The organism is Ruegeria atlantica, assembly GCF_013032005.1.
GTDB lineage: Bacteria > Pseudomonadota > Alphaproteobacteria > Rhodobacterales > Rhodobacteraceae > Ruegeria > Ruegeria atlantica_A.
This window is the reverse complement of sequence record NZ_WQBE01000013.1, coordinates 118,623-135,121: the sequence shown is the minus strand read 5'-3', so window position 1 is coordinate 135,121 and position 16,499 is coordinate 118,623. Positions and strand designations below refer to the sequence as shown.

Below are 16,499 nucleotides of genomic sequence, written 5' to 3'. Positions count from 1 at the left end.
CCAATGGCGAAGACGGCAACAGCGCCGTCGAAGCCAAGGTCAAAGCCGAGGTCGCAGACCTCTGCGCGCGCTTCCCTCTCTATCCGAACCTGTAATCAGGTCGAAAATCAAAGACTTGAACGGCGCCTTTGAGGCGCCGTTTTTCATACGGATCAGATAAAACCCTGCCACCACAAGAAGACAAGCAACAGAATCGTTAAAGCGATCAGGTTGAACGCCAGTCCCCCCAGCATCCCCAGGAACCAGCCCAGCCGTCGGTCGGCGCGATTGATACCGCTGAGATGCGCCTGAACCTCTTCTGACGCACGCGCAAGTTTCGGGGTGTCCAGAACCAACCGCAGCTTTGGATGGGCGGCCATTGGCTCGGCACTGGCCAACAGCAAGGCCTGTTTGTAAATCCGCCGGGGCAGTTGTCGCTTGGCCTTGCGGATCGAAGCCGTCAGCGTCTTGTCCCGCACCCCCAACTTTTTGCGCAGCAACTGAACCGTCTGCGCGATCTGGGTTTGGATATCTGTATTTTCCGACATGACGAGGCCTCCAAGCCCGCCAATCTAGCCGCCTCTTGCGAAGGCGACAATGGGGCTGGTCGTTTCTATTCACTGCGGGTATCACGACTTCATGCTGAACACGATCATACATGGTGAACCGACCACGACCCCCCCTTTGCTGATTGCGCATGGGCTGTACGGCTCGGCCCGGAACTGGGGCGTAATTGCCAGACGGCTGGCCGATGAGCGGCAGGTCGTGGCCGTCGATATGCGCAACCACGCGTACAGCATGTGGACCGAGCAGCACAGCTATGGCGACCTTGCCAATGATCTGGCCGAAGTGATTGCGCACTATGGTGGCGAAGCCGACGTGGTGGGCCATTCGATGGGCGGCAAGGCGGCGATGACGCTGGCGCTGCAACACGGCGAACTGCTACGCAAACTGGTGGTCGCCGACATTGCGCCAGTCACCTACTCTCATAGCCAGATCCAGTTCATCGAGGCGATGCGCGCCGTCGACCTGACGAAGGTCGAGCGGCGCTCGGACGCGTCAGAGCAGTTGGCCGAACTGGGTGTAGAAAAAGCGCTTCAAAGCTTTTTCACGCAGTCGCTGGATGTTCAGGGGCAACGCTGGCTACTGAACCTGGATGTTCTGGCCGCCGAGATGCCCAAAATCATGGGTTTTCCGCAGCTGGACGCAACCTGGGATGGTCCGACCCTGTTTCTTTCGGGCGGCGATTCTGACTATGTCCTGCCTGAACACCGTGACCTGATCCGCACGCTATTCCCGGCCGCCAGGTTTGCCAAAATCCCCGGTGCAGGCCACTGGCTGCACGCCGAAAAACCGCGCGAATTCGAAGCCGCCGTAAGGGCGTTTCTGAACGCCTGATCCTTTAGGACGACACCTCACCCCCACCATTAATCCAATCGGGCAATCCGCCAAGATTGTAGACCTGCTCATATCCCATGTCTTTCAGCAGCTTACCGGCCAAAGCAGCGCGGCCACCAGCGGCGCAATAAAGAACGATAGGGCGGTCTTTCCGAAGCTCGGGGTCGTGAGATTGCAAGCTTTCATCGGCGCGAAATTCCAACATGCTGCGCGGAATGTGATGAGCGCCATTGGCCCGGCCCGTCTGCTGCAATTCGACGGCATCGCGCACATCCAGAAGCAACCCGCCCTGTTCCATGACCTGTTGGGCAAAATCGGTGTCTACACGTTCGACGACCGCATTTGCGGCCTCCATCATGGCTTTTACTGTCAATGGCATCAGTAATCCTCCGGTGAATATCACCGAAGGCTAACATGCGAAAAATGGAAGGTGTAGACCGCCCCTGTTATTGTTCGCGGAATGCGCGCGACATGCTGTCCGTCACAGGTTTCGCGATATAGGCCGCAAAGGTCCGCTCTTCGGTCTGGATCATGATCTCGGCGGGCATACCCGGTGTTGGGATAAAGCCGCGCACGCGTTCAATCTCTTCTGGTTCCAGTGAAATGCGGGCCAGATAGACCTCTTGCGGGGCTCCAGTTGAATCCTCGATCACCGAGTCCGCAGAAAGATAGAACACCTGCCCTTGCAGCACCGGTGTTGTCCTCTGATTCAGGGCGACCAGACGCACGGTGGCGTCCTGCCCTGTCACGACACTGTCGATCTCGGTGCGCGGAATCTGTGCTTCGATGATCAGCGGAGCGTCTGCGGGTAGAATCTCGGCAATGGGTTCACCGGTTTCGATCACACCACCCGGCGTATGATAGTGCAGTCGCACCACTGTGCCGGATACCGGAGCCCGCACAACGGCGCGGTCCAGAACGCTGCGGGCCTGGCGAGCTTTTTCACGGACACTTTCCAGATCGGCTTCGATCACGCCCAACTCATCCAGCGCGGCCTCACGATAGGCAGCACGGGTGCGGGTAATCTGTTCTTCGTATTTCAACAGCATCTGGCTGATCTCAGCCGCTTCGGCCTGCAGCCGTGCTTGTTGCCCTTCCGCTTCGGCCTGAACCCGACGGATCGTGTTCAGCTCACCTTTGCGCACCAGGCCTTTTTCGAACAGCGCCTGCTTGGTTTCGAGTTCTTCCTGCAGGATTTCCGAGCGCCGCACCATGCTGTCCAACTGTGCATTGAACCCGCTGGAGCGAATTCTCAGAGCTTCCATGTTGCGTTCGAGCAGAGCGATGTCGTTCAACAGCGTCTTGCGGGACAGATCAAAAGTGATCTTTTGCCCATCGAGAATGGACAGAACTTCTGTATCTTCTGAATTGGCAATAAGGTCAGGCGAGAACTCTAGCCGCTGCAGTTCATTGTACTCGGCATTCAGACGATCTGACATGGCCTGCAGGCGGATTTTACGGATGAACAATTCACGCTCATTGGCTTCGGCCGAGGTCTGGTCCAGCGTCATCATTACTTGCCCGGCTTTGATGGCCTGGCCTTCAACAACCTGGATTTCCTCGATGATACCGCCTTCAAGGTGCTGCACAATCTTGTTGCGACCTGTCGCGACAAAACTACCTTGTGCAATCACAGCAGCGGCCAGCGGTGCACTGAACGACCAGACGCCAAAACCGCCAAAACAAACAACCAGCATGGTAAGCCCAATTACAACCAGACGATTGATCGAGCGTGGAACTTCGGCATACCAGACGGTCGGATCATTGGGATCGTTGTTCACGGGTACCAGTTCATTCATGTCGCACCCCCCTTATTTGTTTTGAATGCCGGGCTGATTATTACGCGGCCCGTTCAGTTGTTGCAGAACCTGTTCGCGATGACCAAACAGCGCCACACGGCCATCCGTCAGCAGCATGATCTTGTCGACCACGTTCAGCAGCGTTGGTTTCTGCGTGATCACTACGACGGTAATCTTGCTTTCCCGTGCCTGTTCGATGGCCCGCGCAAGTGCCCTGTCGCCAGCAACGTCCAGGTTCGAGTTCGGCTCGTCCAAAACCACCATGCGCGGATTGCCAAAGAAGGCCCGCGCCAGCGCGATGCGCTGTTTCTGACCACCTGACAAGGGTGACCCATCCGCAGCCACCACGGTTTCATAGCCTTGCGGCAACGTGGCGATCATGTTGTGTACATCGGCGAGAACGGCGGCGTCGTGGATTTGTTCGTCGGTCGCATCGTCCCGCATCCGGCCGATATTGTCTTTGATCGTACCGGGGAACAATTGCACGTCCTGCGGAAGATAGCCGATGCTTTCGCCAAACTGACGCGGATCCCAGTTGCGGATATCCATCAGGTCCAGCCGGACACTGCCGGATGTAGGCAGGATTGACCCAACCAGCGTTTTGCCCAGCGTGGTCTTGCCCGCACCCGAGTTGCCGATGATGGCCAGAGTTTCACCCGGGTTCAGGGAGAAACTGATCCCGTTCAGCACAACACGCTTGGTGCCGCCAGGCACATAGAGAAGGCGTTCCACGTCCAGCCGACCCTCGGGGCGCGGCAAGCGCAGCTTTTCGAATTGCAGGGCCGAGTTGGATAGCAATTGATTGATCCGGCCATAGGCTCCGCGTGTCAGAAGGAAGCCGTTCCAGCCTTCGATCGAACCCTCGATCGGCGCGAAAGCGCGGCCCGCGATAATTGAGGCCGCAATGACCATGCCGCCGGTGATCTCACCCTGCAAAGCCAGAAACGCGCCCCAACCCAGAATGCCGATCTGCGTCAGCAAACGCACCGCCCGCGAAATGGCCGCGAAAATCACATTCCGGTCCTGCGCGCGGACCTGCCATGTCAGGGATTGTGCGGTGTCGCGTCCCCAGATGCGCACGGCCTCGGGGATCATTGCCAGTGCGTTGATGATCTGACTATTTCGCGACATCGAATCCAGATGCATGTTGGCCATGGACTGCGCCTTGTTGGCTTCGGCAAAGGGTTTGGCCGTCATACGCTGGTTGATGAATGCAATTGTCATCAGCAAAACCGCCGTAACGATCACGATCATCCCAAGCTGCGGGTGAACCAAAAAGATCATCAGGATGAACAATGGTGCGAAGGGCACGTCCAGGAAGGAAATCAGTGTCCCCGAGACCAAAAAGCTACGCACTTGCTGCAAATCACCCAGTGTTTGGTATTCCCGCCCAGAGCCATGCAGCGACGCATGCGCCGCAGCGCTGAGAACCGGGGCACCCAGACGGGCTGCCACCTCAACCGCGGTGCGCATCAGCATGAACCGCCGCACCGCATCGAAGGCGGATTGGAAAATCACTGCCCCGGCGACAATGGCGGTCAACATGATCAGCGTGTCCAACGACCGGCTAGTCAGGACGCGGTCACTGATCTGGAACAGATAGATCGGGATCGCCAATATCAGAACATTCGTTGCACAGGTCAGAACCAGCACAAAAGCCAGATTGCGATAGATCGCGCGCAACGAAGTGCGCAACGTCGCCTGAAAATCTTCAGGCGGCGTTCGCTTGTGAAATGTTTGGGGTGGCCCCTTGCCATCGCCGCCGCCAGAATTACTGCGCAGCATTGGCTCGTTCGCTTTGGCCTCGATAGTGGTGCCCATGCGATCACCGCCACTCGAGCGCGACGCGGGGGGTGTACGGTCGCTCGTTTTATTGACGGGTTCAGGATCGGGGCCCTCGACATCGGCCACCCCATCACCGCTGCCCTGTTGGTCATTGTCTTCGGCAGGCTGCGGCTGCTTGCGCCGGGGGGAAGGTCCAGCGCGCAGGTGCGGTTCCTCTTTCACTTCGTGATGTTCAGGATCAGCTTTCACGGTTTTGCCGGCGCTCGCATCGCTTTTGGCGACTGCCTCCCGTTCACCGTCTGGCGGATTACTAACGCGTAAATCTTCGCTCAAGCGCAATCCGAGAACTTTTTTCCGTTTCAAATCTGATTTGCTCGCACTTGGCGGCTTGGAAACGGCACCAGCGTTACGATCCAACGGACTGGCGTATCGTCTCGGGCGCGACGGAAAAACAATCGACATGTTAAAACTTTCAAAACACTCGTAACAAACAGGGTTACTACGCTAGCATAGATTGCAGGCCGTCGTCGATGGCAGCCGCTTCTGAGGACGTCAGATTGCTCTGGCCTGGGGCGTTTTCCGAATTGCCCGGCCCGTCTACATCCTCCAGCAACATCGCGATCGCTTCGTTGACAAGCTCGGCATTTTCCTCTTCTGGGCTGTCGATAAGGCTGGCCTGATGCAACATCACATCCGAGTATTCGCCCTCTTGCGCCATCACGACAGAGTCGATTCCCATTTTGGTCACGTTGGCCGAATTCAATAGCGCGTTGCCCGCACCTAGCGCGGAAACCCCTTCTCCGCTTGAGTTTTCGACGTAAACATCGTCGTCATCCTGCAACATGGTGACCTGGTCAATGACGTTGATCTGCAGCAGGTCACCTTCGATCTTGAGAACCCGCACCACTTCTGTTCCGGCAAACATCGGATCGTTCAACAACGCGTCTTCCAGTGCATCGGTATCCACCTCTTGCAAAGATACCGTGCTGGCCAGATTGTCGCTTAACTCTTCGTGGGTGTCTTCCCCTTCGGTCGTCAACGATACCTGGTTCATTACAAGATTGTCTTCGGCATCCGTCGGGCTTGCGCCGTGAATCACATCATTGTCCAACAAAACGATGGTCTGGTTCACAACGTCGATCGAGACCATATCGCCGCCAATAATGATCACATCATAATAGCTGCCCAGCTGAATGATGTTGGTCACATTGGCCATATCATTATCGCCCAGCGTATAGGCTGTGGACGAAGCTGAGATTTCCGTATTGATGTGGTCAATATCCGTGGCGTCGATAAGCTGCTCAATGAAATTGGTCACCAGCAGATCACCGGAAATCCAGTCGATCATGACAATCGGGTCCTGATCGGGATTATCCGAGGCATTGTGTTCCACCCATGATGCCTCGTTGGCTTCGGTCGCGATGTTTGAAGACTGGACAACATGCGTGTCGCTTTGCGCACCCGGCGCACCTTGGTCGACATCAGAGACGACGGCGACCTGGCTGACAGCGGTCAGGTTGATCGCCTGCCCACCGACCACGATGTTGGGCGCATCGACCCAGCCAACCGATACCGCGACTTCGTTGACGGCATAGTTGCCACCCGCGACCACCGAATGACCGTCTTCAAATTCGGGGTCTTCGGATTGATCCCATTCGGCAGGCAATGCCTCGGCCAACTCGTCCTCGGCGTCTTCGTCCTCCAAATCATCCTTGTGATGTTCCGGCAGCAGCTCCAAAAAGTCCGGAACTTCATCGACATACTCGCCATTCACGATAATGCCCGAGGCATCCTCGCCGTGAAACTGATGTACCGTTACGCCTTCAATCTCAAGATTAATGGGCGATTGCATTTGTTCGATAAGTTGTTCGACAGCCTCACCGGACTGATAGTCCTGGATGTGGATCGATGGGGTCGATATGGCATGCAAGGACAGTGCCGCGCTTTGCAGCGCGTCGGCTTGCGCCATCAGGGCCTCGACATCGCGGAAGTCACCTTCGCCCACGACATCGTTGTCGATCAGATGGATTTTCTGCACCGTGTAGGTGACCGCTGATCCAATCAGCTCGGTGATGTATTCGGGCTCCAGAATGATGTTCATCTGCACAAACGAGCTGAATCCCGGCGCATCTTCGGGCAAGATTGCATCCGGGCCGACCGCAGGGCCGGGTGACCCATCAGCACCATCAATCAGACCAGAATTTTCCGTTGGTGGGGGGACATCATCTTGTGCGGGTCCAAACTTGTAAGGCACCGGACCGTAATCGCCCGGATCCATTTTAAGATTGGCTTTGACATTGATGCGGGCCGGATCTTCGAGACCCTCAAGTTCTGCTTTCTTACGCAGAGCAGTAAATTCTTCATAAAAATCACGCCAACGGGCCTGTTCGGTCGTAAGTTCAAAAGTGCCAACAAAATGTGCAATTTGTTCCGTAATACTGTCGAGTGCCATTTTAGTTTCCTTTCCCTGCCCCGGCCTGAAATTTCCGGTTTAGGTTAAGTTGGGCCGAGGCCGCATAATGCGCCCCCGGCAGTTTTTAAGAGGTCAGAGCCCGCCAAAGCGAGCTCTGCTTCCGATTAAACGTCGGTGTCGTCGCTGGAGTAGCTGGACGACATGTTGCCGCCAACCATGGTCGTATCGACCGAGTTACCAAGAACGTTGGCACCCATGACGATCGACTGGTTGAACGCCGAAGTATCGACGACCGCTGCGGCCGATGCGTGCGACTCACCGTTGACGATGCCATCGCCACCGTTGCCCGAACCCCAGTCACCAGCGTTGCCACCGGCACCACCTGCGCCCGAGTTCGCACCCGATGCGTCGCCGCCTTGCTGCATGCCACCTTTGGTGTCACCAATATCGACGAAGCCGTGCGAATTACCGCCTTGGCCACCCATGGCTTGTGCAGCACCGCCGCCGCCACCGATGCCCGACGTGGACGTACCGTCCGATGTACCGTATCCGGTAGCCGTTGCATCGTTGTCGGAGCTGCCTGCGCCGCCATAGCCAGAGATTGCGTCGGCCATCGCGTCAGCGGATCCGTCAGTGTCCGCAACCGCCCAAAGGCTAGACGCTGCGCCATTACCGGCGTCGTTGTCGGCGTCTACCGATCCGGTGCCGCTACCATCAGAGGTCGCATCCAGATCGATTGCGCCGCCGCCGCCACCGACGCCGTCCGCTGTCGCAGTACCGGTTCCGGTACCGTCAGCACTGCCGTCGGAGGTGTTGGTTCCGCCAGCTCCACCAGCAGAGTCCGCATTCTGGTTACCGACGCCTTGAGCATCCGATGTCGCATCAGCGTCAGCATCCGGGTCACCACCGTCACCCGAACCGCCGGTACCCGTACCGCCAGTTCCGCCACCGGTGATGTTCTCATTGCTTCCGTTGCCGCCGGTTCCAGCACCGCCAGCACCGCCGCCGCCTGCTGCTTCTTCAAAGTCAGCAGGGCTGCCAGCACCACCGGCACCACCGGTGCCCGCACCGCCAGTTGCGTCGTTGTTGCTACCGTCGCCGCCGTTGGCATTGCCACCGTCGCCTTTGCCGCCGTCGCCGCTTGCGTCGTTACCAGCCACGCTGCCAGCAAGGCTGCCTGCAAGGCCCAGGCCCAAGTTGCCGGCGCCACTGTTGCCACCGTCTGAACCGTTCGCCGACGAGTCGTTTGCACCAAGACCAGCACCCAGCGCGTGGGCGTCGCTGTCGTTGTTGCCGCCAGTCGAGTCGCCGTCATTGCCAGCGCCTGAAAGACCAACACCCAGACCCAGACCGATCGATCCGGCATTACCGCCGTCACCACCGTCACTGTCCGCATCCGACGCGTCCGAGTCACCTTGATTGTCGGCACTCGCGTCGGCACTTGCCTCGCCGCTGTCGCCACCGTCTCCGGAACCGTCAGCGCTTGCGTAGCCTTTACCAACGTTCAGACCCAAGGTCGTTGCATCACCCGAGTCGCCGCCGTTTCCGGCATCTGCGTCGGCGTCAGCATCACCCGCTTCGCCACCACCGGCATAGGCAGATGCGCCTTTGGTGTACGACATTGCATTGCCGCCGTCAGTTGATCCACCGTCACCGGAGTCACCGCCGTCTGCGTGCGATGCAATACCTTCAGCAGCGTTGGCTTCGCCACCATGGGCATCACCGTGCTGTTCGAAGGTACCACCGTCATTCGACACACGTGCCGCGCCCAGATGGTCATCGTCATTCAGGTGGGCCACCTGGTTGTTGATGGCCAGCATGTCGTTGCCTTGACCGTCCAACGAGATATCCAGGTTCATGTCGTCGCCCGGATCATAGTTAAAGTCGTTTCCGACCGTGATGATGTCCTCGACCGAGCCACCTTCATACACATCGACATCAACCAGATCATCGTCATTGGGGCGGAGACCTTCCTCACCAAAGTCGATGCTTACAGAGTTGGAGTTGTCGTTGGTGTTGTCACCATTGTACTGGTGCTGGTCCTGATCCTGATCTTGCTTCTGTTTCTGATCCTGATCCGCGTCCGCGTCTGCAGACTGTTCCTGACCCTGTTCCTGCCCCTGATCCTGACCCTGTTCCTGGTCCGCGTCAGCAGTCTGTTCCTGACCCTGTTCCTGACCTTGCTCATTATGGTTCGCGTCAATTTCTGCTTCTTCAACGTCCACGTCTGCATCGACATAAACATATGCATCATCGACGTTCACTTCGCCGATGGCAGTAACATCATTGACAGGTTGTTCATGGTTGCGCTTTTTCATTTCAAAATTCCACTTTTTAAGCGCCCGACCGTCATTCATCTACAAAACGGCTACTGGCGCAGTTGAAACAATTTTTAAGCATTCAGGCGCAATACGCGCATGAAGCGGTTTCATTTGGTTGATTCGTTCACCACCTTCCTTTCCCGGCTAAGCCGATGCGCTGTCCGCGATAATCAGGATTCGTGCAAATTCACGAATCGCGGACACGTCAGGAACCAAGCTTCTCAAATTGAAGCAGGGACATGGTTGCAGCGTGAAGGCTGTCTGAATAGCTGCCCTAAAGCATTAGATATGGTAAGATGCTGATTTAATTTAAAATTTTAAAAATTAACCCAAAATTAACGCGCAAATACACGAAAATGCGGCGGAAATTCGACCACTCGGTTAAATCCATAATTTTTCTCTACTTTTACGAGAACGGCCATGGCGAACCTAATCAATAGTTCTAGTCCCAATTGGCAGGGCGATACGAATTATTGAAGAAAATTAGACTTTCAGGTATAGTCGTTCAGGACTGTCGGCTAATTTGCCGTTAATTTGTGTTCCGATTGTTGTTTACGATTTCGTCACCGATTTTGTGGCGTGGGTTTATAGGGGGAAATAATGAGCAATCCGTTACAGGATAATATTGCCCAACTTGATGTTAGTACCGAAGATTTCTCGATCAATTTCATCGGCAAGGAACTCTTCTTTTCCAACCAGACACTGCGAAGCGTTCAATCCGAATTCGGTGTGGCCGCTCATCGGTATGACGACATCGCCGACTTGAAAACTTCCGGCGCCCCGGTTGCCGCGGCTGGCAAAGTGGTTGTTGTCGACCAGATTATGTTAGACGATTTGCTGGCCCGCCCGCAGGTCTATACCGAAGCAACCGGATCAGGTTGTTTGGCCTTTGCGTACCGCAAAGAGGACTCGGCCCGTTTTCTGTTCGAAAACTGGGATCGGGGGCAGTTCGGGGATGTCGGCTATCTTCCCATGAATGTTGCACCGGATGTGTGGCGATCCATTCTGCGCCTGCTGATGCATGAGGAATTGTATCTGCCGTGCTTTATGGCTGATTGCGTGTCAAATCTGCAAAATCAGAACAAACCCAGCTTGCTGCGTGAAACACCCGCAAAGCCAGAGCAAAATCCAAAGAAACCTAATCCGATCTATTCCCGGCTGACGCGGCGGGAAAAACAGGTTCTGCACCTTGTCTCGAAAGGGCAAAGCAACAAGATCATCGCGTCGAACCTCGGCATCACTGAGCACACGGTAAAGCTGCACATGCACAATGTTGCCGGTAAGATCGGTGTAAGCAACCGGACCGCGGCAGCACAGTTCTATTTCGAAGTGGCGTCCGATGAAGCGCACGGACAAACCATTGACTGAGACGCTGGAAACCCGCTTTGACCGCTTAATCTTGCTGGTCGGCAAACTGAACTACATGTGGACCAACACAGAAAGCCTGTTGATCCACCTGATTGCCGGGCTGAGCGGCACCAACAAGGACGTCGCCGTTATCATCTTCTTGACGCTCAACACGACACGCGCCCGGATCGATCTGGTTGAACGTCTTGCCAAGATGGAAGGCCGCCCTGCCGAAATTCGCGATCCGATCCTGGCCCACACGCAACGGCTGGCCAAACTGTCGTCCATTCGGAACAGGTATAACCATTGCATCTATTCCTTTGATGCCGACAGCGGGAACCCCAAGACCATCTTGATGCGCATTGCGGACCGAAAGACCGATATTAAGCTGGGGCGTGAAGACACGGTTGATGAAAAGGCCATTCAGGAAATCGAAAGCATCGTAGCGCAATTGTCGAATGCAAACCGTGATATCTGGCGCCTGATCAACCAACTTGGTTTCCCGGTCTGATCACACATCATTAGAACCGTACTCAAAAGCCCGCTTCAGCTTCCATCCATCTTACTGAACAGTCGCCGCATTGCCTGCCAAGCCGGCTGTAATCTCGGGCATAGGCAATCTGGCACCATCTCATTTCAGTAAAAATTGGTGCGGATGGCGGGGATCGAACCCGCAAGCCCTAGGGCGAGGGATTTTAAGTCCCTTGCGTTTACCAGTTTCGCCACATCCGCGCGCCACCAAAGCTGTAAAGCGGGTGACTTCCGAAACTCATACTGCCAACCAAAGTGATTGAAAAGCCGCAAGTTGCTTGCCGCCAAGAGAACCGGCAAACATCCGGCTGCAAATGCTCGCGTGGGCCAAGAAGCACGCAGATTGTTGCCGACCCACACGCTTGCTACGCAACCTCATGTGATTTCCCAAAATGATGCGCAAGCTCTACTCAGAACAGGATCACACGCGCCAGGGTTGCACGCTCATTACAGCTTCGCTACTCGGAGGGTGTTTGATTGAGATGATTCATCAAGGTCCCTGAGTATTATTATGCAGAAAGAACAAAAGTCCTTTCAGGACCGCGTTACAAGCATCAATCAGCGCGCCGAAGTTGCCGCCAGCAAAGCCACTCCTGGCAAAACAGACAGCATCTGGGTACGATTGGCATACCCAGGTTCTTTCATCGGAGCCTTTTTCCTAGGTGCCTTTGCAGTTTTTCTGACACGCTATTTTCAGTCTCAGCTGGTTAACGTGCCCGGAAGTGGGCAACCCGGCGCGCAAGACATTGTCGGAATTGGTCTTGCAAGCATGGCTGGTCTGTTTGTTTCGATGCTTTTCAAAGGTAAGCAAAAGGAATTTGCCAGCGCCTGCACGCTAGGTGTTTTGCTGACCACATTTACCTACCACAATGCAGTCTGGGCCTACCCGGAATCTTTCGAGCAGGTTTACGGAGAAGAATGGGTGGAGTTCATACAAAGTATAACGAAACCTTCCAGCATCTATTTTTTCGGCAATACCATCGAGTTGAGCTGAACAGCCCATAGCGCCTGCCCCTATCGAAACGTCACTGGATGCAACAAAAAAGAAACTATTCTGAATATCTTGGCGGCCAGTGCCAGAAGCTGCTGGAAATTGGCTTGGACGACGATGGTCGATCATTTCGGATTAAATATGTCGATGGCAGCTGTTGCACGCAGACATCCAAAAAGAGGTTCACCTCGTTCTCACGACCGTGACCGCTTAGGACTTGGTTAACACCACCCTCTTTCTTCTGCGTTACGTGCTTTGCTAAGATCATGATCGCTCCAAGTTCAGCGATGACTAGAGGCATAACGTCACCTCTTGTGTCACCTTCGAATCTAGCGACTGCGCTCTAACGCTTTGATATTTAAGTACTTTCATGAGTTTCGTGGTGCCCCCCCACACGGATTCTGACGCCAATAAAATCAACAACTTACAGGAAAATTTTATGCGCGTTACGTACATCTTACGTCTTTTCACCTGAAAGGTGATGGTCTCCCTATTAGTTGACGTAACGCTCTATTTCCCCAAAAAAGCATCAAGCAATTTTAGAAAACACTCTCCTTTCAATACATCACATCTAGTCCGGACTTCAGCAGAAACACTGGTCTTTCCGCAAGCCTATATCTGGTGCATGTCACGCTCATTTGGAGAACACTTCACGACGAAAGACACCTTTCAATACTCGAATACGCTGACCAATCACCCAGCACACAAGTAAAGCAAAGGCGAAGTGTCAAATTGAGCCCAAACCGGCCATCCCGAGGCTATCTGTCTCCTGCAGTCGCAGTCGGCAGGTCGCAGCCCAAAGCTGTCGTTCGTAACCGGCTAAATTGAAAGTAAGTCTAGAAAGTTTTTCCCACGCTCGAATGTCCACCAACTCGCGACAGCTCCGCAGCCGATAGCTATCGAAACTCTGAGCGTAAACTCAGGAGTTGGGCCAAATTTTGAAATCGAATTTAGGAGCGGCCACGTCACCAGAACGATTGCGACTTGACCAACTTCCACGCCGATGTTGAATGCCAATAGGCTCTGCCAAATATTGGGCGAAGTCACTTGCAGGATTTCATGCAGCACGAAACTAAAGCCCAGGCCGTGAAGCAGTCCCATCAGGACGGTCACTACGAAAACCTTTCTGTTGGCGTTTGGCCCCGAATCTTCTCGTTTTATGGCCAGAACAGCTGCGTAGATGATTGAGAGCGCAATACCTGTTTCTACCAAAGGGACAAACCATGCACCGGATGGAACATAGCCAAAGAAGCCAAGCGAAAGTGTTACGCTGTGGCCAACTGTAAACCCGGTGACACGCCAGAGTAGCGCCCGCAGTTCAGGCGCACCGATGACAAGGCAAACAACAAACAATACATGATCGATGCCTTCGAGAATGTGGCGCACACCCTCCCAAATGAAAGTCACGATTCCTGCGAAACTCGACCTTGAAATCTTAACCGGATCTTCCATCAGACCCCGCGTTCGAAAGACAAGTGGGTCGCTGGAGCCGTAGTCTAGGATGAGGTTCGCGGTCATTTCCTGGTCTGGCAATCCGGGGTTCAGAGCGTTTGACAGCGCATAGGTAGACGGGGTGGTTTTCAGGTCATACCGTACGGCGACATCGACGATGACATCGCCAACATATACAGGCAGATCGAGCGACAGAGTTGATCCCTCAAACACCGCATTTTGGGCCTCGTTCAGAGTAGCAAATCCCGGTTCTTCGCCCACCCGATGGATTGCCACAGACTCCACGTTTCCTGCTACGCGCTGACCTTGCACTTCGACAATTGTTCCGGCCTCAACGATTCGACCGAGCCCGAGCGGGTCAGCATCCAGTTGAGCGGTGTCGGCAAAATGCACGACATTGCCGTCCTCAAGGGCATTTGTCGTAAACGGAGCAGCGGACGGAAGGCCATCTGCCCCAATTGCTCCCGTTTTGTCCGCGACAATGTAAGGCATGGGCAGTCGAAGATGGATACGCAACCCGTCGCTGGTGTGTTCAACGTGGAATACCCGAACGTTCAGGTTCAGTAGAAAATGCGCGTGGCTCGCAACCGCGAACACTATCAGGCAGGTCGTGACAAAAACCAACAAAGCTCTGCTTATCCGCTTAGACATCCGGTGCACGCGCCTCCAACACAGTGATTGCTCTAAGTTTCCAGCTACCTCGCTCAGGTCGGAAATCGACCCTTGCGCGGTATTCCACCCTTCGACGGTGATCATGACCCCAATGGCCCGCGCGCGCGTCGACCCGCCATTGCGCAACGCCTTCAAACGCTCCGTATCTATTCAATCCACCGTCTACTATGACGACATCCGTGACCTCAGCGATCTGCGCGAGGCCACCACCGGGTACCCGAATCCCCAAGCTTGCTTCCAGTTCTGCAGACACCTCAACAAGGTCAACATTCAGAACGATTGGGGCTAGCGCCTCGCTGCGTTTTTCTGGCGACACTTCGAGGGCTGCAACATACACGTTGGCTATGAGCTGGGAAAAAGCATCCGCAGCGACATGATCTGCGGCTTGATCAGAAGTCGGGCTTATCAATGAGATGGATCGAGAATTCCAAAATACCGATCCGATAAGAAGACAGCCGATTGTAAGCACGGATAATCCAATCCGCAGGTGCTTCTGGGAAGTTAGTATGGCGATCAGGCCGATTAGAGCTGAAAGGCCAACGGTAAACAGTGTCCACAGAGGCACAAACACAACACCTTGAGCCTTCACCCGAGAAACCTCAGGCTCGGCATATCGTTTCAGGTGATTTTCCCACGTGATCTTGGCATTCTCAGGCGTCGCCCAATCCAGGAATGGACCGGCGACATCCGTCAGCGTCACAGGAACCTCGCGGATCATATTGTTGAACATGCTCCAGGTGACAGACGCCTCAGCTGGTAAAGCTGAAATAGGATAAGACAATATCACGCCGATGAACGTCGTATCAGCATTAAGCGTTGAGGGGCCATCAACAACCTGAAACCCGCGTTCCCCGAGCGTCAGGAACGAACCGCGCACGTTCGAAGGCATTACCTGTTCGCCCTCAATGGCGACTGGGTTCTTGATTGCGAATTCGTTCAGTGCATCCGCAAGAATCTGTGACTGTAACGCAGGATCCAGATTTGATCCGGTACCCAAGGTTTGATCGATCCAGGGCGCAAGATCACGAGACCGGATCAGGACCTCGTGGCGGAGTTCGCGCGGAGCGACATACAAGTAGGATGTCGTCCCGCTTCGGGCTGAGCGGTTGAGGTTTGCGTTGGCAAATGCGGTGAACCAGGGGTCCGACCAGTTGACCGTAAATCGCGACTCCTTGTTCAGAAAACTGAACCGGGTGACCGGAACAGCGCGATCAAAGACCATGAAGCCAATCGATACCGCAGTGTTTTCGTCTTTGGCCAGCGGAGGGCGGATGATCAACTTCTCGGGTTTCAGGCCCTCAAAGTCATAGAATGCTCTAACGTAGATTACTTCAGGATCATTAGGAGGTGCCGGAATTTTGCTGCCGGTGATAGGATCGGTCATTCCGGCAAGAGGAGATGCGCGGTCGATCCTTTTGCGTCGCTCCGCAGTTAGGAATTGCAATGGCAACGGAGTTCCGTCGCCCCGAACTATCAAGAAATCTTCAAGGCCTTTGTCGGATGCAACGTCATATGTGACCAATTCCGGCTGTGGTTCCAACCATTCTCCAGATGACAGAGTCGCAGCGAAGGCCGTTAAGTCCCGAGGGTATATTTCCAGATCCAGATGAATGCCTTCGTCTTCAATTCGTAAGACGGCTATGTTATCGGCGACTTCCGCACCGCTGTAGGGCGTCACATCTCCTTGCGCCCCAATCGGCAAAACCAATGCCGTTACAAGTGCCAGCATGTATCTGACACGGCCCGGTGGTTTGCTTACTGTGTTCCGTGACAAGTTCATTGGCAGTGCTTTCGTTCCATCACTTGCCTGG

The 16,499-nt window shown here is 54.9% G+C and carries 12 protein-coding genes and 1 tRNA gene; 4 read left to right on the top strand and 9 right to left on the bottom strand.

All coding sequences use genetic code 11. The annotated features are described in order from the left end of the window. Nucleotides 1-152: 152 nt before the first annotated feature. Nucleotides 153-527 carry a hypothetical protein gene (locus GOX21_RS19225; RefSeq protein WP_170379224.1) on the bottom strand — a complete coding sequence of 125 codons (375 nt, stop codon included), beginning with the start codon at nt 525-527 and terminating at the stop codon, nt 153-155. Between the two features lie 49 nt (nt 528-576). Between GOX21_RS19225 and GOX21_RS19220 the strand changes: the two genes are divergently transcribed. Then, nucleotides 577-1,377 carry an alpha/beta fold hydrolase gene (locus GOX21_RS19220; protein WP_254428618.1) on the top strand — a complete coding sequence of 267 codons (801 nt, stop codon included), beginning with the start codon at nt 577-579 and terminating at the stop codon, nt 1,375-1,377. Nucleotides 1,378-1,381: 4 nt separating this feature from the next. On the opposite strand, the gene GOX21_RS19215 is transcribed toward GOX21_RS19220, so the two are convergent. From GOX21_RS19215 to GOX21_RS19195, 5 genes are all read right to left on the bottom strand, one after another. Then, entirely contained in the window at nt 1,382-1,756 is a 375-nt protein-coding gene (locus GOX21_RS19215; protein ID WP_170379222.1) for a rhodanese-like domain-containing protein, read from the bottom strand. Nucleotides 1,757-1,823: 67 nt separating this feature from the next. Next, on the bottom strand, nt 1,824-3,176 hold the full coding sequence (locus GOX21_RS19210; RefSeq protein ID WP_170351284.1) for an HlyD family type I secretion periplasmic adaptor subunit: 1,353 nt from the start codon (nt 3,174-3,176) through the stop codon (nt 1,824-1,826). A gap of 12 nt (nt 3,177-3,188) precedes the next feature. Beyond that, complete coding sequence (locus GOX21_RS19205) at nt 3,189-5,210, bottom strand: type I secretion system permease/ATPase (protein ID WP_437436840.1); 2,022 nt, start codon at nt 5,208-5,210, stop codon at nt 3,189-3,191. Between the two features lie 250 nt (nt 5,211-5,460). After that, nucleotides 5,461-7,413, bottom strand: a complete 1,953-nt coding sequence (locus GOX21_RS19200; RefSeq protein ID WP_170379218.1) for a type I secretion protein — start codon at nt 7,411-7,413, stop codon at nt 5,461-5,463. A 125-nt stretch (nt 7,414-7,538) separates the two neighbouring features. Continuing rightward, the gene (locus GOX21_RS19195) at nt 7,539-9,692 is read right to left on the bottom strand and encodes a hypothetical protein (protein WP_170379216.1); all 2,154 of its coding nucleotides are present in this window, start codon (nt 9,690-9,692) and stop codon (nt 7,539-7,541) included. Between the two features lie 603 nt (nt 9,693-10,295). Here GOX21_RS19195 and GOX21_RS19190 point away from each other — a divergent pair. Then, complete coding sequence (locus GOX21_RS19190) at nt 10,296-11,063, top strand: helix-turn-helix domain-containing protein (protein ID WP_170379214.1); 768 nt, start codon at nt 10,296-10,298, stop codon at nt 11,061-11,063. Further along, on the top strand, nt 11,035-11,553 hold the full coding sequence (locus GOX21_RS19185) for a hypothetical protein (RefSeq protein ID WP_170362579.1): 519 nt from the start codon (nt 11,035-11,037) through the stop codon (nt 11,551-11,553). The genes GOX21_RS19190 and GOX21_RS19185 overlap by 29 nt, the downstream gene beginning before the upstream one ends. 136 nt (nt 11,554-11,689) lie before the next feature. On the opposite strand, the gene GOX21_RS19180 is transcribed toward GOX21_RS19185, so the two are convergent. After that, nucleotides 11,690-11,774: transfer RNA gene (locus GOX21_RS19180), tRNA-Leu, on the bottom strand. Between the two features lie 310 nt (nt 11,775-12,084). Here GOX21_RS19180 and GOX21_RS19175 point away from each other — a divergent pair. Beyond that, the gene (locus GOX21_RS19175; protein ID WP_170379211.1) at nt 12,085-12,567 is read left to right on the top strand and encodes a hypothetical protein; all 483 of its coding nucleotides are present in this window, start codon (nt 12,085-12,087) and stop codon (nt 12,565-12,567) included. 816 nt (nt 12,568-13,383) lie between these two features. Here the strand turns inward: GOX21_RS19175 and GOX21_RS19170 are convergent. Together GOX21_RS19170 and GOX21_RS19165 are read right to left on the bottom strand one after the other, a co-directional pair. Continuing rightward, nucleotides 13,384-14,640 (bottom strand): HupE/UreJ family protein, encoded by a 1,257-nt coding sequence (locus GOX21_RS19170; protein WP_170379209.1) that lies wholly within the window; start codon nt 14,638-14,640, stop codon nt 13,384-13,386. Nucleotides 14,641-14,659: 19 nt separating this feature from the next. Next, nucleotides 14,660-16,417, bottom strand: coding sequence for a hypothetical protein (locus GOX21_RS19165; protein ID WP_170379207.1), 1,758 nt, complete (start codon nt 16,415-16,417; stop codon nt 14,660-14,662). Between the last annotated feature and the right edge of the window lie 82 nt (nt 16,418-16,499).